This window comes from Streptococcus sp. oral taxon 431, assembly GCF_023110115.1.
GTDB lineage: Bacteria > Bacillota > Bacilli > Lactobacillales > Streptococcaceae > Streptococcus.
Genome location: NZ_JALDVP010000007.1, coordinates 36435 through 60747, shown reverse-complemented (window position 1 = coordinate 60747; position 24313 = coordinate 36435). Strand labels below are relative to the sequence as shown.

The 24313-nt window shown below is 38.1% G+C and carries 21 protein-coding genes and 1 pseudogene; all 22 read left to right on the top strand.

Translation table 11 applies throughout. The features are described from left to right. The first annotated feature begins 4 nt into the window (after positions 1–4). Entirely contained in the window at positions 5–922 is a 918-nt protein-coding gene (locus M1F91_RS08160; RefSeq protein ID WP_247913300.1) for an HlyD family efflux transporter periplasmic adaptor subunit, read from the top strand. Positions 923–1083: 161 nt separating this feature from the next. Beyond that, on the top strand, positions 1084–1791 hold the full coding sequence (gene purC / locus M1F91_RS08155) for a phosphoribosylaminoimidazolesuccinocarboxamide synthase (RefSeq protein WP_247913299.1): 708 nt from the start codon (positions 1084–1086) through the stop codon (positions 1789–1791). Between the two features lie 200 nt (positions 1792–1991). Beyond that, on the top strand, positions 1992–5717 hold the full coding sequence (locus tag M1F91_RS08150; RefSeq protein WP_247913297.1) for a phosphoribosylformylglycinamidine synthase: 3726 nt from the start codon (positions 1992–1994) through the stop codon (positions 5715–5717). A 168-nt stretch (positions 5718–5885) separates the two neighbouring features. Continuing rightward, on the top strand, positions 5886–7328 hold the full coding sequence (gene purF, locus M1F91_RS08145; RefSeq protein WP_247913295.1) for an amidophosphoribosyltransferase: 1443 nt from the start codon (positions 5886–5888) through the stop codon (positions 7326–7328). A gap of 36 nt (positions 7329–7364) precedes the next feature. Further along, positions 7365–8387, top strand: coding sequence for a phosphoribosylformylglycinamidine cyclo-ligase (gene purM, locus M1F91_RS08140; protein WP_247913294.1), 1023 nt, complete (start codon positions 7365–7367; stop codon positions 8385–8387). Continuing rightward, on the top strand, positions 8384–8941 hold the full coding sequence (purN, locus tag M1F91_RS08135) for a phosphoribosylglycinamide formyltransferase (protein WP_247913293.1): 558 nt from the start codon (positions 8384–8386) through the stop codon (positions 8939–8941). The genes purM and purN overlap by 4 nt, the downstream gene beginning before the upstream one ends. Next, positions 8938–9591 carry a hypothetical protein gene (locus M1F91_RS08130; RefSeq protein ID WP_247913292.1) on the top strand — a complete coding sequence of 218 codons (654 nt, stop codon included), beginning with the start codon at positions 8938–8940 and terminating at the stop codon, positions 9589–9591. Before purN ends, M1F91_RS08130 begins: the two co-directional genes overlap by 4 nt. Positions 9592–9602: 11 nt before the next feature. Continuing rightward, complete coding sequence (purH, locus tag M1F91_RS08125; protein ID WP_247913291.1) at positions 9603–11150, top strand: bifunctional phosphoribosylaminoimidazolecarboxamide formyltransferase/IMP cyclohydrolase; 1548 nt, start codon at positions 9603–9605, stop codon at positions 11148–11150. Between the two features lie 213 nt (positions 11151–11363). Further along, positions 11364–12197 carry a sce7726 family protein gene (locus tag M1F91_RS08120; protein ID WP_247913290.1) on the top strand — a complete coding sequence of 278 codons (834 nt, stop codon included), beginning with the start codon at positions 11364–11366 and terminating at the stop codon, positions 12195–12197. Between the two features lie 12 nt (positions 12198–12209). After that, positions 12210–13157, top strand: a complete 948-nt coding sequence (locus M1F91_RS08115; RefSeq protein WP_247913288.1) for a sce7725 family protein — start codon at positions 12210–12212, stop codon at positions 13155–13157. Next, on the top strand, positions 13154–14242 hold the full coding sequence (locus M1F91_RS08110) for an RES domain-containing protein (RefSeq protein WP_247913287.1): 1089 nt from the start codon (positions 13154–13156) through the stop codon (positions 14240–14242). Before M1F91_RS08115 ends, M1F91_RS08110 begins: the two co-directional genes overlap by 4 nt. A 219-nt stretch (positions 14243–14461) precedes the next feature. Continuing rightward, positions 14462–15724, top strand: a complete 1263-nt coding sequence (gene purD, locus M1F91_RS08105; RefSeq protein WP_247913286.1) for a phosphoribosylamine--glycine ligase — start codon at positions 14462–14464, stop codon at positions 15722–15724. A gap of 93 nt (positions 15725–15817) precedes the next feature. Beyond that, complete coding sequence (locus tag M1F91_RS08100; RefSeq protein WP_080976520.1) at positions 15818–15934, top strand: phosphoribosylaminoimidazole carboxylase; 117 nt, start codon at positions 15818–15820, stop codon at positions 15932–15934. Positions 15935–15965: 31 nt separating this feature from the next. Next, the gene (gene purE, locus M1F91_RS08095; RefSeq protein WP_000802563.1) at positions 15966–16454 is read left to right on the top strand and encodes a 5-(carboxyamino)imidazole ribonucleotide mutase; all 489 of its coding nucleotides are present in this window, start codon (positions 15966–15968) and stop codon (positions 16452–16454) included. After that, positions 16441–17514 carry a 5-(carboxyamino)imidazole ribonucleotide synthase gene (gene purK, locus M1F91_RS08090; protein ID WP_247913284.1) on the top strand — a complete coding sequence of 358 codons (1074 nt, stop codon included), beginning with the start codon at positions 16441–16443 and terminating at the stop codon, positions 17512–17514. The genes purE and purK overlap by 14 nt, the downstream gene beginning before the upstream one ends. A gap of 317 nt (positions 17515–17831) precedes the next feature. Next, positions 17832–18746, top strand: coding sequence for a hypothetical protein (locus M1F91_RS08085; RefSeq protein WP_247913283.1), 915 nt, complete (start codon positions 17832–17834; stop codon positions 18744–18746). A 96-nt stretch (positions 18747–18842) separates the two neighbouring features. Then, a complete protein-coding gene (locus M1F91_RS08080; protein WP_247913282.1) occupies positions 18843–19073 on the top strand; it encodes a phosphoribosylaminoimidazole carboxylase in 231 nt (76 codons plus the stop codon). A gap of 174 nt (positions 19074–19247) precedes the next feature. Further along, on the top strand, positions 19248–20444 hold the full coding sequence (locus tag M1F91_RS08075) for a hypothetical protein (RefSeq protein ID WP_247913281.1): 1197 nt from the start codon (positions 19248–19250) through the stop codon (positions 20442–20444). 215 nt (positions 20445–20659) lie between these two features. Next, positions 20660–20887: pseudogene (locus M1F91_RS09150) on the top strand (phosphoribosylaminoimidazole carboxylase). Beyond that, the gene (locus tag M1F91_RS08070; RefSeq protein WP_247913280.1) at positions 20884–22614 is read left to right on the top strand and encodes a serine/threonine-protein kinase; all 1731 of its coding nucleotides are present in this window, start codon (positions 20884–20886) and stop codon (positions 22612–22614) included. Before M1F91_RS09150 ends, M1F91_RS08070 begins: the two are co-directional and overlap by 4 nt. A gap of 108 nt (positions 22615–22722) precedes the next feature. After that, on the top strand, positions 22723–22950 hold the full coding sequence (locus tag M1F91_RS08065; protein ID WP_247913278.1) for a phosphoribosylaminoimidazole carboxylase: 228 nt from the start codon (positions 22723–22725) through the stop codon (positions 22948–22950). A 54-nt stretch (positions 22951–23004) separates the two neighbouring features. Next, a complete protein-coding gene (gene purB / locus M1F91_RS08060) occupies positions 23005–24303 on the top strand; it encodes an adenylosuccinate lyase (protein WP_247913277.1) in 1299 nt (432 codons plus the stop codon). The last annotated feature ends 10 nt before the right edge of the window (positions 24304–24313 follow it).

Below are 24313 nucleotides of genomic sequence, written 5' to 3'. Positions count from 1 at the left end.
AATAATGCACCTTGAATTTTTAGAAAGTGCGGAATTTTATAATCGACGTTATCATAATTTTTCCAGTCGAGTGATTTTTCCCATGTCACTTCTGGTAGTGTTTACGTTAGGATTTGCAATGTTTGCAGAAAAGGAAATTAGTTTATCTTCGAAAGCTACAGTTGAACCTAGTCGTATCATTGCTAATATCCAGTCAACTAGTAATAGGCGGATGGTAGTTAATTATCTGGAAGAGAACAAACAAGTGCAACGAGGAGATTTACTTGTTCAGTATCAGGAGGTTGGAGATGTGATTCAGTATGAAGCCAATGTTAATCAGTTGGAGAGTTTTAGACATCACCAAAGTAAAACAAGTAACCTTAAGAACAGTACTACACGGCCAAATATAGGTCTCTTTTCTCAGAATTCTTCGACTGTACAAGAGCAGATAGCTGTAGAGCAAGATGATTTAGAAAGAGAAATAGGCAAAAAAAATCAAACTAGCTTACTTGAAAAAGGAACAATAAGAGCCCAGGAAGACGGAGTTCTTTATCTCAATCCTGAAAGGAATCAATCTGCAGTCGTCACAGAAGGAACATTACTGGCTAAATTATATCCACTATTAGATAGAGAAGGGAAAATAAAATTGACGGCCTATCTTAGTTCAAAAGATATTGTGGGAATCAAGATTGGAGATTCTGTACGCTTTACCACGACTAATGGCGCTAATGGTCAAGTGAGGCTTGTTTCTACTATCACTAGTATTGATACAATTGCAACGAGAACTGACCAAGGAAATTTCTTTAAAATAGAAGCGGAAACAAAAATAACTCAAGAACAAGCTGAAAAGCTTAGGTATGGTTTAGAAGGCCACTTACAAATAATCACAGGCAAGAAAAGTTATTTACGCTATTATTTGGATGATTTTTTGAAATGGGAATAATGATCACTTTTTCTTAAATAATATTTAAAAACTGTAATCCTAAAACGATTTACAGTTTTTATAAAACTCAGAAGGGAATACGTTTACGTTCGTAAAACATTTGATTTCTGCTTATTTTTGTGTTAGAATGAGGCCAAGTAATACGAAAGGCGAATGATAAAATGTACAGTAAACTTATTTATACGGGAAAAGCTAAAGATATCTATACTACAGAAGACGAACATGTGATTAAGTCGGTCTATAAGGACCAGGCTACCATGCTGAATGGTGCTCGTAAAGAGACCATCGAAGGCAAAGGTGTGCTCAATAATCAGATTTCGTCTCTTATTTTTGAAAAATTGAATGCTGCGGGTGTGGCTACTCACTTTATCGAACGTATCTCTGATACAGAACAATTGAACAAGAAGGTTGCCATCATTCCTTTGGAGGTTGTGCTTCGTAACGTGACTGCGGGTTCTTTCTCAAAACGTTTCGGTGTTGAAGAAGGTTTGGACTTGAAAACTCCTATCGTTGAATTTTACTACAAGAACGATGAGTTGGACGATCCATTTATCAATGATGAGCATGTGAAGTTCTTGGATATTGCCAATGATGAACAAATTGCTTATATCAAGGAAGAAACGCGTCGTATCAATGAATTGCTGAAAGATTGGTTTGCACAAATTGGTCTTCGTTTGATTGACTTCAAATTGGAATTCGGTTTTGATAAGGATGGCGAAATTATCTTGGCAGACGAATTCTCACCAGATAACTGCCGCCTTTGGGATGCTGAAGGGCACCATATGGACAAGGATGTTTTCCGTAGAGATTTGGGCAGTCTAACGGATGTGTATAAGGTTGTGTTAGAGAAGTTGCAAGACTTGAAATAAGTTGTTTGAAACGGAAAACCTTCGTCTTTCAAGTAAAATGACTCAGGCTGAAAAGGTCTACTAGACCTTTTCACTCCGTCGTGATCTTGGTAGCTTGACAGATGTTTATAAGGTTGTGTTAGAGAAGTTGCAGGGATTGAAGTAAAGTTTTACTTGGTCGTCACTACAATCTTTAAGTAGAAATAGATAAAGGAACTAAAATGGATAAACGTATTTTCGTTGAGAAAAAAGCTGATTTTCGTGTCAAATCTGACTCTTTGGTAAAAGAATTACAACATAATCTTCAGTTGAAAACTTTGAATGATCTTCGAATTGTTCAGGTTTATGATGTCTTTGATTTGGCAGAGGACTTGTTTGCACGTGCAGAAAAACACATTTTCTCTGAGCAAGTGACCGATACTGTTTTGGATGAAGCTGAAGTGAAGGCTGATCTTGAGAAGCATGCTTTCTTTGCTATCGAAAGTTTGCCTGGTCAATTTGATCAACGTGCAGCATCTTCACAGGAAGCTTTGCTTTTGCTTGGTAGTTCAAATGATGTAACGGTGAACACTGCACAACTTTATTTGGTCAATAAGGATATCGATGCGACTGAACTAGAAGCTGTCAAGAACTACCTTCTCAATCCAGTTGATTCTCGTTTCAAAGACATCACTGTTGGTATTGCGAAACAGGATTTCTCTGAGTCTGACAAAACGATTCCCAATTTGGATTTCTTTGAAACTTATACAGCAGAAAATTTTGCACAGTATAAGACAGAGCAAGGATTGGCAATGGAAGTGGATGACCTTCTCTTCATTCAAAACTATTTCAAGTCTATTGGTCGTGTGCCAACTGAGACTGAGTTGAAGGTTTTGGATACTTACTGGTCTGACCACTGCCGTCATACAACATTCGAGACTGAGTTGAAGAATATCGACTTCTCAGCTTCTAAATTCCAAAAACAATTGCAAGCGACATATGACAAATATATCGCTATGCGTGATGAGTTGGGACGTACAGAGAAACCTCAAACCTTGATGGATATGGCCACTATTTTCGGCCGTTATGAGCGTGCCAATGGTCGTTTGGACGACATGGAAGTGTCTGATGAAATCAATGCCTGCTCAGTTGAAATTGAAGTGGATGTCAATGGTGTCAAAGAACCATGGCTTCTCATGTTCAAGAACGAAACCCATAACCACCCAACGGAAATCGAACCTTTTGGTGGAGCGGCTACTTGTATCGGTGGTGCCATTCGTGACCCATTGTCAGGGCGCTCATATGTTTACCAAGCTATGCGTATCTCAGGTGCTGGCGATATTACAGCTCCAATTGCTGAAACTCGCGCTGGTAAATTGCCACAACAAGTGATTTCTAAAACAGCGGCCCATGGTTATTCTTCATATGGAAACCAAATTGGTCTTGCAACGACCTATGTTCGTGAATACTTCCACCCTGGTTTCGTTGCGAAACGTATGGAGCTAGGTGCCGTTGTCGGTGCGGCTCCTAAGGAAAATGTTGTCCGTGAAAAACCTGAAGCAGGTGATGTGATTATCTTGCTCGGTGGTAAGACTGGACGTGATGGTGTCGGTGGTGCGACAGGTTCTTCTAAAGTTCAAACGGTTGAATCTGTTGAAACAGCTGGTGCTGAGGTTCAAAAAGGGAATGCCATCGAAGAACGTAAGATTCAACGTCTTTTCCGTAATGGGGAAGTGACACGTCTTATCAAGAAATCAAATGACTTTGGTGCTGGTGGTGTCTGTGTGGCTATCGGTGAATTGGCTGATGGTCTTGAAATTGATCTAGACAAAGTGCCATTGAAATATCAAGGGTTGAACGGTACAGAAATTGCCATTTCTGAGTCTCAAGAACGGATGGCTGTAGTGGTTCGTCCAGAAGACGTAGATGCCTTCATTGCAGCATGTAATAAAGAAAATATTGATGCGGTTGTCGTTGCGACAGTGACCGAAAAACCAAATCTTGTTATGCACTGGAATGGCGAAACCATCGTTGATTTGGAACGTCGTTTCCTTGATACAAACGGTGTACGTGTAGTTGTGGATGCTAAAGTCGTTGACAAGGATGTCAAGCTTCCAGAAGAACGTCAAACATCTGCCGAAACCCTTGAAGCTGATACTCTTGAAGTCTTGGCTGATCTTAACCATGCTAGTCAAAAAGGCTTGCAAACCATCTTTGATAGCTCAGTTGGTCGTTCAACAGTCAATCACCCACTTGGTGGTCGCTACCAAATTACACCAACGGAAGCTTCTGTACAGAAATTGCCAGTCCAACATGGTGTGACAACAACTGCTTCTGTTATGGCGCAAGGGTTCAACCCTTATGTAGCAGAATGGTCTCCATATCATGGTGCTGCTTATGCGGTCATCGAAGCAACCGCTCGTTTGGTTGCTGCTGGTGCAAACTGGTCTAAGGCTCGTTTCTCTTATCAAGAATACTTCGAGCGTATGGACAAACAAGCAGAGCGTTTTGGTCAACCAGTAGCAGCTCTTCTTGGATCCATTGAAGCTCAGATTCAACTTGGTTTGCCATCTATCGGTGGGAAAGACTCTATGTCTGGTACCTTTGAAGAATTGACAGTACCACCAACCTTGGTTGCTTTTGGTGTCACAACTGCAGATAGCCGTAAGGTCCTTTCTCCAGAATTTAAAGCTGCTGGTGAAAATATCTATTACATCCCAGGTCATGCTTTGGCACAAGAAATTGACTTTGAACTGATAAAGTCTAACTTTGCTAAGTTTGAAGCCATCCAAGCAACTCACAAAGTCACAGCAGCATCAGCTGTCAAATATGGTGGTATCCTTGAAGCCCTTGCCCTTGCAACATTTGGTAACCATATTGGTGCCACTGTAACTCTTGAAAATCTTGAGACTGCCTTGACAGCCCAATTGGGTGGATTCGTCTTCACATCTCCTGAAGAAATTGCGGGAGTTAAGAAGATTGGACAAACAGCAGCTGACTTTACACTTACTGTCAATGGTGTAACGCTTGATGGACACAAACTTGACAGTGCCTTCCAAGGTAAATTGGAAGAGGTCTACCCAACGGAATTTGCACAAGCAACTGAGTTGGAAGAAGTACCTGTGGTGGCATCAGATGCTGTGATCAAAGCTAAAGAAACAGTTGAGACACCCGTGGTTTACATCCCAGTGTTCCCAGGTACTAACTCTGAGTACGATTCAGCTAAGGCCTTTGAAAAAGAAGGTGCAAAAGTCAACTTAGTACCATTTGTCACATTGAATGAAGAGGCAATTGTCAAGTCTGTTGACACAATGGTTGACAACATCGAAAAAGCTAACATTATCTTCTTTGCAGGAGGGTTCTCAGCAGCCGATGAACCAGATGGATCAGCTAAATTTATCGTTAATATATTGCTCAATGAAAAAGTGCGTGCAGCTATCGATAGCTTCATCGAAGGTGGTGGTTTGATTATCGGTATCTGTAACGGATTCCAAGCTCTTGTCAAATCAGGTCTTCTTCCATACGGTAACTTTGAAGATGCAAGCAGTACTAGTCCAACCCTCTTCTACAATGATGCCAACCAACACGTGGCTAAGATGGTTGAAACACGGATTGCTAACACCAACTCACCATGGCTTGCTGGCGTGAAAGTTGGTGACATCCATGCCATCCCAGTATCACATGGTGAAGGTAAATTTGTCGTGACAGCTGAGGAATTTGTAGAACTTCGTGACAATGGTCAAATCTTTACCCAATATGTTGACTTCGAAGGCAAACCAAGCATGGACTCTAAGTACAATCCAAATGGTTCTGTTAATGCGATTGAAGGTATCACAAGCAAGAACGGTCAAATCATTGGGAAGATGGGACACTCAGAACGTTTCGAAGACGGTCTCTTCCAAAATATTCCAGGAAATAAAGACCAATATCTCTTTGCATCAGCGGTTAAATACTTTACTGGAAAATAGGCTTTGCAGATTTTCTAATAGATAACCATCAGTAAATGTAAAATCAATTAGATCTAACTTACGACAATTGCAAATGATTTATTGTTGCGAGTGAAACGAGCTTCTGCCGTATCATTCCGCTCTAGTATCGTTAAGGAATGATACACAAATAAAAATTAGGTATATAAAATGACATACGAAGTAAAATCTCTTAATGAAGAATGTGGTGTTTTTGGTATCTGGGGTCACCCAGACGCTGCCAAATTGACCTATTTTGGACTCCATAGTCTTCAGCACCGTGGTCAGGAGGGGGCAGGAATCCTCTCCAATGACCAAGGGAAATTGAAGCGTCATCGTGATATGGGGCTTTTATCAGAAGTCTTCAAGAATCCTGCGAATTTGGATAAATTGACAGGAACTGGAGCTATTGGACACGTGCGTTATGCGACTGCGGGAGAAGCTTCTGTAGACAATATCCAACCTTTCCTTTTCCGCTTTCACGATATGCAGTTTGGTTTGGCTCATAATGGGAATCTGACCAATGCAGAATCGCTCAAGCAAGAATTGGAACAAAGAGGAGCGATTTTCAGCTCAACCTCTGACTCTGAAATCTTGGCTCACCTTATTCGCCGTAGCCACAATCCAAACCTGATGGGTAAAATCAAGGAAGCACTCAGTCTTGTTAAAGGTGGTTTTGCTTATCTCTTGATGTTTGAAGATAAGTTAATTGCAGCGCTTGATCCAAATGGCTTCCGTCCTCTGTCAATCGGGAAAATGGCTAATGGAGCAGTAGTGGTTTCATCTGAAACCTGTGCCTTTGAAGTAATCGGTGCTGAATGGATTCGCGACGTAAAACCAGGCGAGATTGTCATTATTGATGATAGTGGTATCCAGTATGACAGCTATACAAACGATACTCAGTTGGCTATCTGTTCCATGGAGTATATCTACTTCGCACGTCCTGACTCCAATATCCACGGAGTCAATGTCCATACGGCCCGTAAGAGAATGGGAGCTCAACTGGCACGTGAGTTCAAGTATGAAGCCGATATCGTAGTCGGGGTGCCAAACTCCTCTCTTAGCGCAGCTATGGGATTTGCGGAAGAATCAGGTCTACCAAATGAAATGGGTCTGATAAAGAATCAATACACCCAACGTACCTTTATCCAACCGACTCAAGAATTGCGTGAACAAGGGGTTCGGATGAAGTTATCTGCTGTTTCTGGTGTGGTTAAAGGAAAACGCGTTGTCATGATTGATGACTCGATTGTACGAGGAACAACATCTCGTCGCATTGTCCAACTTTTGAAAGAAGCGGGGGCATCAGAAGTGCATGTCGCCATTGGTAGTCCTGCTCTTGCCTATCCATGTTTTTACGGGATTGATATCCAGACACGTCAGGAGCTGATTGCGGCCAATCATACGGTCGAAGAGACTCGCCAAATCATTGGTGCGGATAGTCTGACTTATCTTTCTATTGATGGCTTGATTGATTCTATCGGCATTGAAACAGATGCGCCAAATGGCGGTCTCTGTGTGGCTTACTTTGATGGGAAATATCCAACTCCTCTCTATGACTATGAAGAAGAATATCGTAGAAGTTTGGAAGAAAAAACGAGTTTTTACAAATAAAATTCCCCATTGAAGGAAAGGAAAAGGAATAAACAAATGACAAATAAGAATGCGTATGCTCAATCGGGAGTGGATGTTGAAGCGGGTTATGAAGTTGTTGAACGGATCAAAAAACACGTAGCACGTACAGAGCGTGCAGGTGTCATGGGAGCTCTTGGTGGATTCGGTGGCATGTTTGACCTTTCAAAAACAGGTGTCAAAGAGCCAGTTTTGATCTCAGGGACAGATGGTGTCGGTACCAAACTCATGCTGGCTATCAAGTACGACAAACACGATACTATCGGACAAGACTGTGTGGCTATGTGTGTCAACGATATCATCGCTGCAGGCGCGGAGCCCCTCTACTTCCTAGACTATGTGGCGACTGGGAAAAATGAACCAGCTAAACTAGAACAAGTGGTTGCTGGTGTGGCTGAAGGTTGTGTACAAGCAGGTGCAGCCCTCATCGGTGGTGAAACGGCTGAAATGCCTGGTATGTATGGCGAAGACGACTATGACTTGGCTGGTTTCGCAGTCGGTGTGGCTGAAAAATCTCAAATCATCGACGGTTCAAAAGTAGCAGAGGGAGACGTCCTTCTCGGACTTGCTTCAAGCGGTATCCACTCAAATGGCTACTCCCTTGTTCGTCGTGTCTTTGCGGATTATACAGGTGAAGAAGTTCTCCCAGAGTTGGAAGGTAAAAAACTCAAGGAAGTCCTTTTGGAACCAACTCGTATCTACGTCAAAGCTGTTTTGCCTCTTATCAAAGAAGAATTGGTCAATGGGATTGCCCACATCACAGGTGGTGGTTTTATCGAAAATGTACCACGTATGTTTTCAGATGACTTAGCTGCAGAAATTAAGGAAGACAAAGTGCCAGTTCTTCCAATTTTCAAAGCCCTTGAAAAATATGGCCAAATCAAACACGAAGAAATGTTTGAAATCTTCAACATGGGGATTGGTCTCATGCTTGCAGTGAAACCAGAAAATGTGGAACGTGTCAAAGAACTTCTTGACGAACCAGTCTATGAAATTGGTCGTATCGTCAAGAAAGAAAACGAAAGTGTTATCATCAAATGAAAAAAATAGCGGTTTTTGCCTCTGGTAATGGCTCAAACTTTCAGGTGATTGCGGAACAATTTCCAGTAGAATTTGTCTTTTCAGATCACCGGGATGCCTATGTACTTGAGCGTGCAGAAAAGCTAGGGGTTTTATCTTATGCCTTCGAACTCAAAGAGTTTGAGAGCAAGGTAGACTATGAAGGAGCCATCGTCGAACTCTTAGATGAGCATCAGATTGACTTGGTTTGTCTCGCAGGCTATATGAAAATCGTTGGTCCAACCTTGCTAGCGGCTTATGAAGGTCGCATCATCAATATTCACCCAGCTTTTCTCCCTGAATTTCCAGGCGCTCATGGGATTGAGGATGCTTGGAATGCAGGTGTGAACCAGTCTGGCGTGACTATTCACTGGGTGGATTCTGGTGTTGATACCGGTAAGGTCATCAAACAAGTTCGCGTGCCACGCCTTGAAGGGGATACCCTTGATACTTTCGAAACTCGCATCCACGAAACAGAGTACAAACTTTATCCAGAAGTCTTGGATAGTTTGGGAGTGGAGAGGAAGTATGAATGATAAATAAAATTAAATCGTCCCCTTTTTGGAAAACAATTGTATTTTTTTCGATGTTTTCAATTTTGTTGTTTGTTGTTGATTCTCTTGACTTGATAACAAAAATATTTGGATTACTTGGTATGAAACCGAATCATATGAATAGTTGGTTAGCATACATAGGCTCTATATCGGGATTGTTGATGACCTCTTATATTTATACCGCTTCTCTCAAGAAGGATAGCGATATTAGAGAGATAGAACAACGTTATAATAATTTACCAAAATTAATAATGGAAGTAGAATTAATAGATAATAAACTTCAGTTATCAGCAAAGAATATTGGATTAAATCATGCAATTCTACAATCTTGGAAATTGAATGAGTCTGAAAATCAGAGTGAGAATACTCAATCTTTATATAAAACAAAAGGGAAAATTGAACAATTTCCAATTGTGGAAAGAAATGATATAAAAATTATAGATATTCCTCTTGATAAAGGAATAGAAATTTCAAATATTAAAGAAATAAAAATCCTATATACTGACATTTTCGAAAAAAATTATTATTATAATAAATTTGAAAATAAAAATGGTAAATTTAATCAAGTTGGTGAATGTGCGATATTTGATCAAAATAGAACTGAAAAAAATAAAGTAAAAATAAGTAAATGAAAGGAACAAACATGACTAAACGCGCCTTAATCAGCGTCTCAGACAAAGCGGGCATTGTTGAATTTGCCCAAGAACTTAAAAAACTTGGTTGGGATATCATCTCAACAGGTGGTACCAAAGTTGCCCTTGATAATGCTGGTGTTGATACCATTGCTATCGATGATGTGACTGGTTTCCCGGAAATGATGGACGGTCGTGTCAAGACCCTCCACCCAAATATCCACGGTGGTCTCCTCGCTCGTCGTGACTTGGATAGCCACTTGGAAGCAGCCAAGGATAACAAAATAGAATTGATTGACCTTGTTGTGGTCAACCTTTACCCATTCAAGGAAACCATTCTTAAACCAGACGTGACTTATGCGGATGCCGTTGAAAACATCGATATCGGTGGTCCATCAATGCTTCGTTCAGCAGCTAAAAACCACGCTAGCGTAACCGTTGTTGTAGACCCTGCTGACTATGCTGTTGTTCTTGACGAATTGGCAGCTAATGGCGAAACAAGCTACGAAACTCGTCAACATTTGGCAGCCAAGGTTTTCCGTCACACAGCGGCTTATGATGCCTTGATTGCAGAATACTTCACAGCTCAAGTGGGTGAAAGCAAACCTGAAAAACTCACTCTGACTTATGACCTTAAACAACCAATGCGTTACGGTGAAAATCCTCAACAGGATGCAGACTTCTACCAAAAAGCTTTACCAACGGATTACTCGATTGCATCAGCGAAACAGCTTAACGGTAAGGAATTGTCCTTTAACAATATTCGCGATGCGGATGCTGCTATCCGTATCATCCGTGATTTCAAAGACCGTCCAACCGTTGTGGCGTTGAAACACATGAACCCATGTGGAATCGGTCAAGCTGATGAGATCGAGACTGCTTGGGACTACGCTTATGAATCTGATCCTGTGTCTATCTTTGGTGGTATCGTCGTTCTTAACCGTGAGGTAGATGCTGCGACAGCTGAGAAGATGCACGGCGTTTTCCTTGAAATCATCATTGCACCAAGCTATACGGATGAAGCTCTAGCCATTTTGACTAACAAAAAGAAAAACTTGCGCATTCTTGCCTTGCCATTTGACGCACAAGATGCTAGTGAAGTGGAAGCAGAATACACAGGTGTTGTCGGTGGACTCCTCGTTCAAAACCAAGACGTGATCAAAGAAAGCCCAGCTGACTGGCAAGTGGTAACCAAACGCCAACCAACTGAGACAGAAGCGACTGCCCTTGAGTTTGCTTGGAAAGCTATCAAGTATGTCAAATCAAATGGAATCATCGTGACTAATGACCACATGACACTTGGCGTTGGCCCTGGTCAAACCAACCGTGTGGCTTCAGTTCGTATTGCGATTGACCAAGCCAAAGATCGCCTTGACGGTGCTGTTCTTGCTTCAGATGCCTTCTTCCCATTTGCGGATAACGTGGAAGAAATCGCTAAAGCAGGTATCAAGGCCATCATTCAACCAGGTGGGTCAGTACGTGACCAAGAGTCTATCGAAGCTGCTGATAAATACGGCTTGACTATGGTCTTCACAGGCGTGAGACATTTTAGACATTAAGAAAATAAAAGGGAAGAAAACAGTTTCTTTCCTTTTTTTGAAATTAAGTAATAGATTAATAAAAAATTATGAGAAAGGAAACTTGTTGGTAAGTTAGAAAAACATCATAATTTTAGAATAAAGGTGATAAATAAAGTTATGATAAATCGTGTTAGAAGTAGATATTTTTGATATAATGAATGTTAGAAGGGCGAAATTAAGGAGGGGATTAATTTGGAAATTAAAAAAAATTATTTAATAAATAGATTTTTTTCCAGAAATACTATAAAAAACCTCGTACAAAATAAAAAAGATCCAATTTTTGAGTGTGTATCGCAACATCATAAATTAGGTAATAATTTGTCTATAATTCAAAATACTTATATGAAACTCTCTCAATCGTATAGAAATGAATATTTTTATAAAAATACGTTGTTAAATAAATTATTATTAGGGGTACATAGTATAAATACTACTACTGCTTTGACTGAAATACCTGTTGGAAATGCAAAACCAGATTTTATTTTAATAAATGGAAAAGCTGTGGTATATGAAATCAAAACTGAATTTGATAATTTTGACAGGTTAGAAAATCAAATCACAGAATACTATAGAGCATTTAATCATGTTGCAGTTGTTACTCATGAAAAAAATGTAAATTTAGCTTTGGAGAAGATTAAGTTGTTAAAAAAACCTGTAGGTCTTTATGTGCTCCAAAGAAACAGCAAAATTAAAACAATAATTAAACCAGAGAAGTACAATACTGATTTAGATAGGGAAATAATTTTTAAAATACTTCGTAAGGGGGAATATGAAAACATTATTGAGAAACATTTTAATTCGTTACCAGATGTGTCTCAATTTGAGTATTATGACGTTTGTAAATTATTAACCAAAAAGATTCCATTAGAACAGTTTTATTCGGATTTTCTTATGGAATTGAAGAAGAGAAATTCAATAGATAAAGATTTATTTGCAGATGTTCCTTATGAGCTTAAATTTTTGGTGTATTTCATGAATTTTAAACCTAAGGATTTTAAGGCATTAAAGCAGTTTTTAAATGAATAAAGGAGTATTTATATGTATTTTCCGTATTTGAGAGGAAGACAGTATGAGTTGATTGCTCTTAGAGAATTGTTAGAAAATAATAAATTAGGAAGCGCTGTAATTCCAATTATTGAACCGGTAAGATTATCTCCTACACTGGTAAGTACTTTGGAGGGTTTTAAAGATAAGAGGCAGAAATGTTCTATTGTAATGAATCCAGGTGTAGGCTCTTTTTTGGAGGAATATAGCGATTTTTCTAAAAGTAATCTTGCTACTCGATTGGATAGTTTGATTGATGAAAGTGAGAATTTTTATTATGTTTCGTTGATGAGTAAGGATTATAGTTTAGAAGAAAATTTTAAGTCTATTGCAGATATTGGCAAACAAATAACAGTATGTAAGAAGCCCGATGATTTACAAGGATATAATAAAAATTATAGGGAACAAGAGACGGCGTATAATTTTATTTCAGAAATAGGAAGACTAAAAAGAGAAGTTCAGGGAAATAAAGTCAAGATTAGTGACAATTTTGTTAAATTAGCAAGAAATACAGATTATTCAGACAAAGATGATGAATTCTTCTCAGATGATCATAAATATTTTATAGAAGATGAATATAAGGGATTTTCTGACTATTCCATTGTAGGAGAGGAGTATAGTGAATCAGGTTTTGCTCCTTATGCTGTTGCTATCCACATCGTTTATTTTGATTCTGAAGAAAATCTAAGAATTCACCATTTTGTATCAGAAACAAACCAAGATCCAACAAATCCAGCTGGTAAGTTTAAGGAAGCACTTGAAAAATTAATTATATTTGTCAACGAGGGCCTAGTGGAAAGGACACTGGCTATAAATGAATTTGAAAAATTGTATAAAACGGGTTCTTATCCAGGTCTTGGCACAGTAAAGAAATTGTCCATTATGCATCATATTGAATTGGTTAGTAAGTATCTTGACCGGAGCAGTGGAGACAGTGAATGAAAATTTGTAAAGATTGTTTTGCAGATGAGATTCTTAAAAACGAAGTTAATATAGCTGGAAGGCAAGCTAGCTGTGATATTTGTTCAAATAATAATGTTTGTGTTTATGATACACAGTATGATGACTATTTAATTCCATTTTTGAGCTCTCTCGTTTCCATTTTTTCTCCAGTAGATAAAATAGAAAATTTCCCAGTTGGGCAAGAAACGCTTCTAAAAACAGAAATAGCTGCAAATTGGAATATATTTACTACTAAAGAGGAGTTCAAGATTCACCAAATGCTTTCTGAGATTTGTAAAAATATATTCGAAGAAAGTCCTGAATTGTTAACACACCCTGTTGGAGTAAAGCAGATGTATGACCCAAACTATTTACAAGAACATTCATTGTTCAGTAAGAGTTGGGAACGCTTTGTTGATGATATTAAATATAACAATCGTTTTCATTCAAATCAAATTAATAAATGTATTTTAAAAAAGTATTGCGAAGCGATCCAAAAGACTTATTCAGAAGGAAAACAATTTTATAGATGTAGGATTTCAAAGGACGGGAAACAATTTGAATCAGAAGATATAGGGGCGCCGCCTAAAGGTAAATCTGCTGACGGAAGGGCTAATTCTAAAGGAGTTGCTGTGCTTTATTTAGGTGATTCAGAAACGACAACAATACATGAAACAAGAACAGGGCTATATGACCATGTATGTATTGGAACTTTTAAGTTAAATTCTTCCATAACGGTCATTGATTTTAAAAAAATAAATGAAATTAGCCCTTTTCAAGATGGAATTATTGATGATATTGCTGAATTAGCGATTAATAAAAAACATCTAGAAAAGATCGATTCTGAGATGGGGAGAGTAATGAGAAAGTCTGATGACATTCTAGATTATATACCTACTCAATACATAGCTGATTTTGTGAAATCTCTAACCAAACCAATTTCTGGAGAATTAATTTATCAAGGAATTGAATTTCGTAGCGTTATGAATCCCGAAGGATTCAATTTAGCTATATTTACGCCAGATTGTTTTGAGGTAACTGATATAAGGATGAAACGAATAAATCATATTTCTTATAGCTGGTAAGCTTAATGCCTAACGAAGCTTTTATACATGTTTTAGAGATATTCCGCACTCAATACCGCCTTGTTTTATAATGAGGCGGTATTGAGTGTTTAAAGACTAAAAATGGAATAGACTCAGTAAGTTTACTCGATCTTGTATTTTTTTCTCGCAAATAGAATTAGATTAAAACGAACGTTTATGGTATAATATTAGTAAATAATTCGCAAAAGAGGTTGAAAGATGAAGCTGTTAGTTGTCGGCTCGGGTGGTCGTGAACATGCCATTGCTAAGAAGTTGCTTGAGTCAAAAGACGTTGAAAAAGTCTTTGTAGCTCCTGGAAATGACGGGATGACTCTGGATGGTCTGGAATTGGTGGATATCTCTATTTCCGAACATTCTAAATTGATTGAGTTTGCAAAAGCCAACGATATTACTTGGTCCTTCATTGGTCCAGATGACGCCCTTGCGGCTGGGATTGTGGATGAGTTCAATGCAGCTGGTCTCAAGGCTTTTGGTCCGACCAAGGCTGCGGCTGAGCTTGAGTGGTCTAAGGATTTCGCTAAGGAAATCATGGTCAAATACGATGTTCCGACAGCAGCCTATGGGACCTTCTCAGATTTCGAGGAAGCCAAGGCCTATATAGAAGAAAAAGGCGCTCCAATCGTAGTCAAGGCAGACGGTTTGGCCCTTGGGAAAGGTGTCGTCGTTGCTGAGACAGTCGAGCAAGCAGTAGAAGCCGCTCACGAGATGCTTTTGGACAATAAATTCGGGGACTCAGGTGCGCGTGTGGTTATCGAGGAGTTTCTTGCAGGAGAGGAATTTTCTCTCTTTGCCTTTGTTAATGGGGACAAGTTCTACATCATGCCAACAGCTCAGGATCACAAACGTGCCTATGATGGGGACAAGGGGCCCAACACTGGTGGGATGGGTGCCTATGCGCCAGTTCCTCACTTGTCACAGAGCGTGGTTGACACAGCGGTTGACACCATTGTCAAGCCAGTCCTCGAAGGCATGATTAAAGAAGGTCGCCCCTATCTTGGTGTCCTTTACGCAGGGCTTATTTTAACAGCAGATGGACCCAAAGTTATCGAGTTTAACGCTCGCTTCGGAGACCCTGAAACGCAAATTATCCTGCCTCGTTTAACATCCGACTTTGCACAAAACATTACTGACATTTTGGAAGGCAAAGAGCCTAACATCACTTGGATGGACAAGGGTGTGACACTGGGTGTGGTTGTAGCTTCAAATGGCTACCCACTCGCTTATGAGAAAGGTGTCAAGCTTCCTACCAAGACAGAAGGCGACATCATCACTTACTATGCCGGAGCTAAATTTGCTGAAAATGGGGAAGACCTCCTCTCAAACGGTGGACGTGTCTACATGCTCGTCACAACAGCAGACACCGTCAAAGACGGCCAAAACATTATCTACAACCAACTCAACAAACAAAACACAGAAGGCCTTTTCTATCGTACGGATATCGGAAGCAAGGCAATTCGATAAAGATATAAGAAAAGGCGACGCAGTCGCCAAACCCGATAATGGTCGCGTAACTTGCGAGCGTTAGCGAGCTGATATAGAGCAATCACCGCCGTTGTGAAAGAACGATTGGATGATAAGCCAATAGTTCAGGGAAATCGGAAGACCTTGGGCTTCCGATTTAGGCATGAGACACCTTTGGTGGCTGCTGCCGTCCCTCACAACCTAAGGTGATTGTCAAAAAAAGGAAGAAAAAGGATTAAAAATGAAACCAATTATTTCCATCATCATGGGCTCCAAATCTGACTGGGCAACCATGCAAAAAACAGCAGAAGTCCTAGACCGCTTCGGTGTAGCCTACGAAAAGAAAGTTGTCTCTGCCCACCGCACACCAGACCTCATGTTCAAACATGCGGAAGAAGCACGTAGTCGTGGCATTAAAGTCATCATCGCTGGTGCGGGTGGCGCTGCTCACTTGCCAGGGATGGTTGCTGCTAAAACAACCCTTCCAGTTATCGGGGTACCCGTCAAGTCTCGTGCTCTTAGCGGTGTGGATTCGCTCTATTCGATTGTTCAGATGCCAGGTGGAGTGCCAGTCGCAACCATGGCTATCGGTGAAGCAGGTGCGACTAACGCTGCCCTCTTTGCCCTTCGTCTTCTCTCAGTAGAAGACCAGGCTATCGCGACAGCTTTGGCAGATTTCGCAGAAGAGCAAGGAAAAATTGCAGAGGAGTCGACAAATGAGCTCATCTAAAACAATCGGAATTATCGGTGGCGGTCAGCTGGGTCAGATGATGGCCATTTCTGCTATCTACATGGGGCACAAGGTTATCGCGCTGGATCCTGCGGCGGATTGCCCGGCCTCTCGCGTAGCGGAAATCATAGTGGCGCCTTATAATGATGTGGATGTCCTTCGTCAGTTGGCGGAGCGTTGCGATGTCCTCACCTATGAGTTTGAGAATGTAGATGCAGACGGTTTGGATGCGGTTGTCAAGGACGGTCAGCTCCCACAAGGAACATACCTACTTCGCATTTCCCAAAACCGGATTTTTGAGAAGGACTTTCTTTCCAACAAGGCTCAAGTCACCGTGGCACCCTACAAGGTTGTGACCTCAAGCCAAGACTTGGCAGATATCGACCTGTCGAAAAACTATGTCCTCAAGACTGCGACTGGTGGTTACGATGGCCATGGTCAAAAGGTTATTCGTTCAGCAGACGATTTGGAAGAAGCCTATGCACTAGCCGATTCAGCAGACTGTGTCCTGGAAGAATTTGTCAACTTCGACCTTGAAATTTCTGTCATCGTGTCAGGAAATGGCAAGGACGTGACGGTTTTTCCAGTTCAGGAAAATATTCATCGCAACAACATTCTTTCAAAAACCATTGTCCCTGCTCGCATTTCAGAAAGTCTAGCTGAAAAGGCCAAATCTATGGCGGTGCGAATTGCAGAACAACTTAACTTGTCTGGAACTCTTTGTGTGGAAATGTTTGCGACCGCTGATGACATCATTGTCAATGAAATTGCTCCGCGCCCACATAACTCAGGGCACTATTCAATTGAAGCTTGTGGCTTCTCTCAGTTTGACACCCATATCTTGGGTGTTCTCGGAGCACCATTACCTACTATCAAACTACATGCGCCAGCCGTCATGCTCAATGTCCTTGGCCAGCACGTCGAGGCCGCTGAAAAATATGTCACAGAAAATCCAAGCGCCCACCTCCATATGTATGGTAAAATAGAAGCGAAGCACAACCGCAAGATGGGACATGTCACTTTGTTTAGTGATGTACCGGATAGCGTGGTTGAGTTTTAAATATAGACAATATGAGTAAGTTATATTATCTATCTAAATCCAATTTCTTAATCAATTTTCTGATACATGATTTAACGAGTTATTAAGATTGATATAAAAATGGACTATTTAATAATTGACCTGACTATGTAAAAAAATTACGAAGAGCTTCATCTAGGCTCAATTTCTAATGTATATAGATAATCTGATTTTAAAGATAGAGTTATCTGATTTTACTGTTCTACTTTTCCAGAATAAAAGATAAATATAAATTATATAAACAAATATAATTTATGAATTATTAATATGTGGGATTTAGAAAGGATATTTAATGCAGTATGGTTATAATCAAAGATTCAAAATTTAAAAAAGTAGACTTAGATATAGATTTTACTGATGTTGATTTTAGAACAATTGATCCAAAATGTATGTCAGGTTACCAATTGGAAGTCGTTGAAGAAGAGATTATAAAAAAGTTTAAATTGTTTATTAGTAATGTTAATTCTAGCGATTCATTTTTTACCTATTATAGAGGTACTCGATTAAAGCATATATATCCAGATGTAAGCTATATTTTAAAAAACGGATTAAATAAACTCTTTATTGTTGGGGACAAAGGAGTTGATTTTATTAAAAATCAACTTGGGAATAGTCAAAATCAAATACTCTCAGAACAATTTAATAATGAGGAGTACTTATTGAATGAGATTAAAACAAAAATAAATATTGATGAATTCTTTTTACCCTCAGATAAAAAGATGAGGTTGAGGTTATTGCAAGCAATTGTTCATAATTGTGGGAAAGAAACTTTCTCTGATTTTAAATCTTATGTTTCCCATTATGTTTCAACTACAGTTGGAACTGGGAATTATAATATTGCAAAAAGTTTTATTGATAACGAAGGTTTTATTATTTTTGGATTTGAAAAAATCGGTAAATATTTTGTTAATTCGAAGGAATTGCAACTACTACTGAATAAGTCAGAAGAACATCAATATATCATTGATGTTGAGCAAGAAATTATGATTGAGAATGTTTTGTGGCCTTCAAATATTTTTGGATTATTTTATATACATAATGATAAAAGGATGTTTATCATTAATCCTTGGTTGGTCGTGAAATTGCAACAAAGTGAAACTATGGAAATTGTTGCTAAAGATTCTTTTGATCCTTTAATTTATGTAGACCAAAGCAATTTTGATAATATTTATAAGGAGTTGGGATACGGAGAATATCTATGTAGACCATATTAAGCAATAGATATTTAACCGATGTTAATTTTTCGTTTGAAAAAGAAAGGGAAAAGAGGCCGGTATTCGCTTAGCTAGATACAAGTTAGAGTAATATTTATGATTCAAATTATTGTCAATGCTTTGGTTGAAAAAGATAAGACTGGAGCAGTCGTCGAAATCTTGTATGCTAGTGGTGATCACGAAAAAGTGAAAGTCAAATATAAAGAGCTAGTTGCTCAATACCCCGAAAACTATTTGGCAATTTATAATGTCCCTCTGGATACGGATTTGAATACACTAGATCATTACCCGTCTGTATGGATTGGGAAAGAGGGATTTGAGTTGTAAGTGAGGATTTTAATTATAAAATTTGCTATCTTTCCCCTGTAAGGAAGGCTAGTAGTGCTGAGAGGGTAATTATCGCTAAATGTAGAGAATATTCATATTTTTAATTATTTCAAATGAAAGTAAATGAATAGGAGATATACATTCTTATATAAAATAAAATTAGAGAGGTGGTTTATGGAGAATAACAATCTGCAGCTTACTCCGAAACAATGGATAAGTATTGGTTCATTTTCTTTAATAATGGTACTGAATTATTATTTTAAAAATCCAGAATTATTATTTATTTTATTCAGCGGATATTATTTCTTTATGTTAGTACTTTGGTGGAGAAAAATTATAAAAGAGTGGACAAATACAATAAAACTTAGAAAAAGGATTCGGAAGCGTTTCTATTTTTACGTAACAGAATTAGGATATAAAACTGATATTATCAAGAGACGAAAAATTGGCAAAGTCATTGTGATAACTGCATACGGAATATTTTTTGCATTGGGAATATCATTCTATTTATTTAACAGAATTGGATTAAATTTACATAAAATAAAAATTTTAGGAGTTGGTATAGATGTTGTAAGTCTGATAGTTATGTTATTGGTACTGATTGCTGTTCTATTAAATATGAGATACTATTGGACGAGTTTATATTATTATGTAATTCCCATAGTTTCTCTGGGGCTGTCATCAGTTAAAATTGATGATATTGGATCTACAGAATCAATTATTAGATATTTTTTCTTTTTAATAATAATGTATTTGGTTTTTACTTTGTTGTTACCGATTCCTTATCTTAGAAAAGTGACTAGTTCAACACTAATTTTTGGAGCATTATTATCAATTATAATTCCAACCTTAATGGAGCATATACTATCTAATTATATTATAGGTCAGTTTAATCAATCAACCATGATAATGCATAAATTTTCAAATGTTTTACCTAATGAATTTAATGATATGTTGCACAAAAGTGGATATATTGATGAGATTAATGAAATTATTGAGTTAATATTTTTAGTAATTTTAAAAAGCAAACTAAAAATATTTTCAACTATTAATTTTTTATGGTTATCTGGATATGTACTTGGTAGTTTTATTATTAATATTAAATTGAAATTAGGTGAAATAAGGGCCTCTAGTATATATGATAAAATAATATATGGCAAAAAAGTTACATATAATACTTTAAGAGACGTAGTGTATTTTGGAGGAGACTCCTATAAAAATCGTATTATTGATAATGTTGTCTTTAGGACGATTATATATAACAAGGAATCAAAAAAAGAATTCTTGGAAGTAGAGCATCATTGGATTATAAAATTATTATTAGATTTTTGGAGATGGTGTTTAAAAAATTTACAGCAGTGCATTCAATAAGATATGGAATAATCTTGCGGCATCATACTTAATAGAATATGTTTTGTTTCCAATGTTTATAACAGAAAATAGATAATTAATTTTAAAGTAAGGAAGGGAATCAAATTCCATTAATTTGATCTTGGGCGTCTAATCTTTGATAGATCAAAAAATAAAGTAACAAGAGTGTTGTATTCAATAAAACTGAATGCGAGCCACGAACTTAATCGATTGTTATGATTCAACCCATAGTCAATGCATTTATAATAAAAAGAGAAGACTGAGGCAGTTGTCGAAGTCTTGTATCTAGCAGCAATTACGAGAAGGCAAAAGCTAGATTTGGTGAGCTAACTACTCAATATCTTGAAAACTCTTTAGCAGTTTATGATTTACCGCTGAATACAGATTTGAATACATTAGTTCACTATCGATCTGTGTGGATTGGGAAAGAGGAGTTTGAGTGAATGATAAAACTAAAAAAATAGAATCAGCCTTTCGAAGCCTTGGCTATGATGTTAAAAAAAGATTTAAAGAAGGTGGCGAAGGCATTATATATCAGGCGGAAAAAGAACAAAATCTTTATGCTATCAAAGTTATTAAAGATTTAAGAACGGAAAAGGTTAAAAGATATAAACAGGAAATTGAAAGTGTTCAAGAATTAGATCATCCCAATGTCATGAAACCTAATTATGGAGAGTTATTGATTGATGGTGAAAAAGTTCAGTACAGTATCATGCCATTCTATGAAAATGATTTAAAAAAGATTATTCCCCAATTATTAGATTATGAGCAGATTTTTAACATTATTATTAAACTTGGAGAAGCTTTAAAGTACATTCATAGCAAAGGTATTATACACAGGGATTTAAAGCCAGAAAATGTATTGATTGCGGACGACGGACATCTAGTTTTAACGGATTTTGGTATTGCACATTTCAAAGATTCTAATCTAACTAAGAAAAATGATTTGTTAAATAACAGAGTATATCTGGCTCCTGAACAATATATTAAAGGTAATGCCCAAAATGTGACTCAAGCAGCAGACATTTATTCATTTGGATTAATTATTAATGAGTGCTTTACTAAGAGAGTCGCGCACGGTGACAATCCCTGGTTAATAAGTGATGAGTATCCATTTTTATTTGAATTTGATAATATAGTCAAAAAGATGTTAAGGCAAGATGCTGACAAAAGAATAAGTATCAATTGTGCTTTAAGTTTATTGAAAGAAGCTAGAGAAACTCTATCTGAAGGCTTAGATTTCCTTAGTTGTGATTTGATGGATGGATCTCCAGAAGATTTATCTCCAGAGGAACTAGGAAGTGTTTTAAGTCAAGCTAGCAAAGATGTTTATTTTGCGACTAAATTTAAGCTAGATGATATCGCTAAACAATATGAGTTGAATTACCATAAAAATATTGGATTTAGTGTCTCGCCTTACTTAAAAAAATTAGCTGCAGGTTATAAAATTTTAGATATTTGTCGTGAAAAATTTATCTATGAAGCTAAATATGAAAGTGGTCCATCTCTTTCATTTCTTGACGAAAGAGAGCATCAAGGTCTTTATGATAGACTAGAAAGGGTTCTTGATACATATATGGTTTCAGGAAATAAGCTCTATGGACAAATAAAAAAATATTTTTCAGCATGTTTATACTATCATGCTGAAGAGATTCTAAAACAAATTGAAGATGAACAATGGATGTATGAAAAACTGTTTTATCACATAGAGGATGCACCTATACTTTGGTTAAGGACGTTTTTATTAGAACTGGGTATTGAACAGAGTGAATTAGAAGATAATATTGTGATAAATTGGGATAGAACATTGACATATTCAGACAATGAGACAGAGTTGTCTTTATTTAAAAAAGATACTGAATTTGAAAGAATTCAATATGATAAGATTGAATCAATTTGTCAAGAGGTTATAAACCAATGGGCTGTGTCATATGATTATCTTGATGATAAGACTATTAGATTTATATTTGCAGATGAACATCAATTTGAAAGATTTAAAGATTTTGCAATAAACAAAATAGAATCAAATCGTAATTTATTGTTATATTTCAATGATGATATTATTCGAAAATCTAAAGCCATTGATGATGAAATAATTGTGGATTTAAAAATTTCTTGGGATATTGATTCAATTTTGGCAAAGGTACTTGGTTTTAAGGAAATATATTAAAATTGTCAGCAATTGTTTAAAAACTCAAAATAAACTAAAAATATAGAAAGGAACAAGGGTTCACGTATTCACCAAAACTGAATATGGGCTACGGATTTTATCAATTATATGATACAACTCATTGTTAACGCATTTGTCGAAAAAGAGAAAACTGGAGCAGTCGTCGAAGTTTTGTATGCTAGTAGCGATCACGAAAAAGTGAAAGTGAAGTATGAAGAGCTAGTTGCACAATATCCTGATAACTATTTAGCTATCTATGATGTTCCACTGGATAAGGATTTGAATACACTAGATCATTATCCATCTGTGTGGATTGGGAAAGAAGAATTTGAGTAAAGTGACTGTTGCTTGCTAACTGATGTGAAACATCAAAAGAAAGGAAAATTAAACATGATTGATAGATATAGCCGCCCAGAGATGGCGAACATTTGGAGTGAAGAAAATAAATACCGTGCTTGGCTTGAGGTGGAAATCTTGGCTGACGAGGCATGGGCTGAGTTGGGAGAAATCCCTAAGGAAGATGTGGCTTTGATTCGTGAAAAAGCGGACTTTGACATCGACCGTATTTTGGAGATTGAGCAAGAGACTCGCCACGATGTGGTTGCCTTCACACGTGCGGTTTCTGAGACTCTTGGTGAAGAGCGCAAGTGGGTCCACTATGGCTTGACTTCTACTGACGTGGTGGATACTGCCTACGGTTACCTTTACAAGCAGGCCAACGACATCATTCGTCGTGACCTTGAAAACTTCACCAACATCATCGCTGACAAGGCTAAGGAGCATAAGTTCACCATCATGATGGGTCGTACCCACGGTGTGCACGCTGAGCCGACAACTTTTGGTCTTAAATTGGCAACTTGGTATAGCGAAATGAAACGCAACATCGAGCGTTTCGAGCATGCGGCTGCAGGTGTGGAAGCTGGTAAGATTTCTGGTGCGGTTGGGAACTTTGCCAATATCCCACCATTCGTTGAAAAATACGTCTGCGACAAATTAGGTATCCGTGCTCAAGAAATCTCTACACAGGTACTTCCTCGTGACCTTCACGCTGAGTACTTTGCAGCTCTTGCTAGCATCGCAACTTCTATCGAGCGTATGGCAACGGAAATCCGTGGTCTTCAAAAATCTGAGCAACGCGAAGTGGAAGAATTCTTTGCCAAGGGGCAAAAAGGGTCTTCAGCAATGCCTCACAAACGTAACCCTATCGGTTCTGAAAATATGACAGGTCTTGCGCGTGTTATCCGTGGTCACATGGTAACAGCTTATGAAAACGTAGCCCTCTGGCACGAACGTGATATCTCTCACTCGTCAGCTGAGCGTATCATCACACCAGATACAACTATTTTGATTGACTACATGCTCAACCGTTTTGGCAACATCGTTAAGAACTTGACAGTCTTCCCTGAAAACATGATCCGCAACATGAACTCGACTTTTGGTCTTATCTTTAGCCAACGTGCTATGTTGACCTTGATTGAGAAAGGGATGACCCGTGAGCAAGCCTATGACTTGGTGCAACCGAAAACAGCCTACTCTTGGGACAACCAAGTAGACTTCAAACCACTTCTCGAAGCAGATCCAGAAGTAACATCACGTCTGACTCAAGAAGAAATCGATGAAATCTTCAACCCAACATACTACACCAAACGAGTGGATGAAATCTTCGAACGCATCGGTTTGGGAGACTAATCATAAAATA

Excerpts from the sequence above, each read along its gene's own strand:
- purH (WP_247913291.1), top strand. The coding sequence starts at position 9,603 with ATGACTAAACGCGCCTTAATCAGCGTCTCAGACAAAGCGGGCATTGTT.
- purK (WP_247913284.1), top strand. The coding sequence starts at position 16,441 with ATGAGCTCATCTAAAACAATCGGAATTATCGGTGGCGGTCAGCTGGGT.
- purB (WP_247913277.1), top strand. The coding sequence starts at position 23,005 with ATGATTGATAGATATAGCCGCCCAGAGATGGCGAACATTTGGAGTGAA.
- M1F91_RS08085 (WP_247913283.1), top strand. The coding sequence starts at position 17,832 with ATGGTTATAATCAAAGATTCAAAATTTAAAAAAGTAGACTTAGATATA.
- M1F91_RS08110 (WP_247913287.1), top strand. The coding sequence starts at position 13,154 with ATGAAAATTTGTAAAGATTGTTTTGCAGATGAGATTCTTAAAAACGAA.
- purN (WP_247913293.1), top strand. The coding sequence starts at position 8,384 with ATGAAAAAAATAGCGGTTTTTGCCTCTGGTAATGGCTCAAACTTTCAG.
- M1F91_RS08080 (WP_247913282.1), top strand. The coding sequence starts at position 18,843 with ATGATTCAAATTATTGTCAATGCTTTGGTTGAAAAAGATAAGACTGGA.
- M1F91_RS08150 (WP_247913297.1), top strand. The coding sequence starts at position 1,992 with ATGGATAAACGTATTTTCGTTGAGAAAAAAGCTGATTTTCGTGTCAAA.
- M1F91_RS08115 (WP_247913288.1), top strand. The coding sequence starts at position 12,210 with ATGTATTTTCCGTATTTGAGAGGAAGACAGTATGAGTTGATTGCTCTT.
- M1F91_RS08130 (WP_247913292.1), top strand. The coding sequence starts at position 8,938 with ATGATAAATAAAATTAAATCGTCCCCTTTTTGGAAAACAATTGTATTT.
- purC (WP_247913299.1), top strand. The coding sequence starts at position 1,084 with ATGTACAGTAAACTTATTTATACGGGAAAAGCTAAAGATATCTATACT.
- purF (WP_247913295.1), top strand. The coding sequence starts at position 5,886 with ATGACATACGAAGTAAAATCTCTTAATGAAGAATGTGGTGTTTTTGGT.
- purE (WP_000802563.1), top strand. The coding sequence starts at position 15,966 with ATGAAACCAATTATTTCCATCATCATGGGCTCCAAATCTGACTGGGCA.
- M1F91_RS08065 (WP_247913278.1), top strand. The coding sequence starts at position 22,723 with ATGATACAACTCATTGTTAACGCATTTGTCGAAAAAGAGAAAACTGGA.
- M1F91_RS08075 (WP_247913281.1), top strand. The coding sequence starts at position 19,248 with ATGGAGAATAACAATCTGCAGCTTACTCCGAAACAATGGATAAGTATT.
- purM (WP_247913294.1), top strand. The coding sequence starts at position 7,365 with ATGACAAATAAGAATGCGTATGCTCAATCGGGAGTGGATGTTGAAGCG.
- M1F91_RS08160 (WP_247913300.1), top strand. The coding sequence starts at position 5 with ATGCACCTTGAATTTTTAGAAAGTGCGGAATTTTATAATCGACGTTAT.
- purD (WP_247913286.1), top strand. The coding sequence starts at position 14,462 with ATGAAGCTGTTAGTTGTCGGCTCGGGTGGTCGTGAACATGCCATTGCT.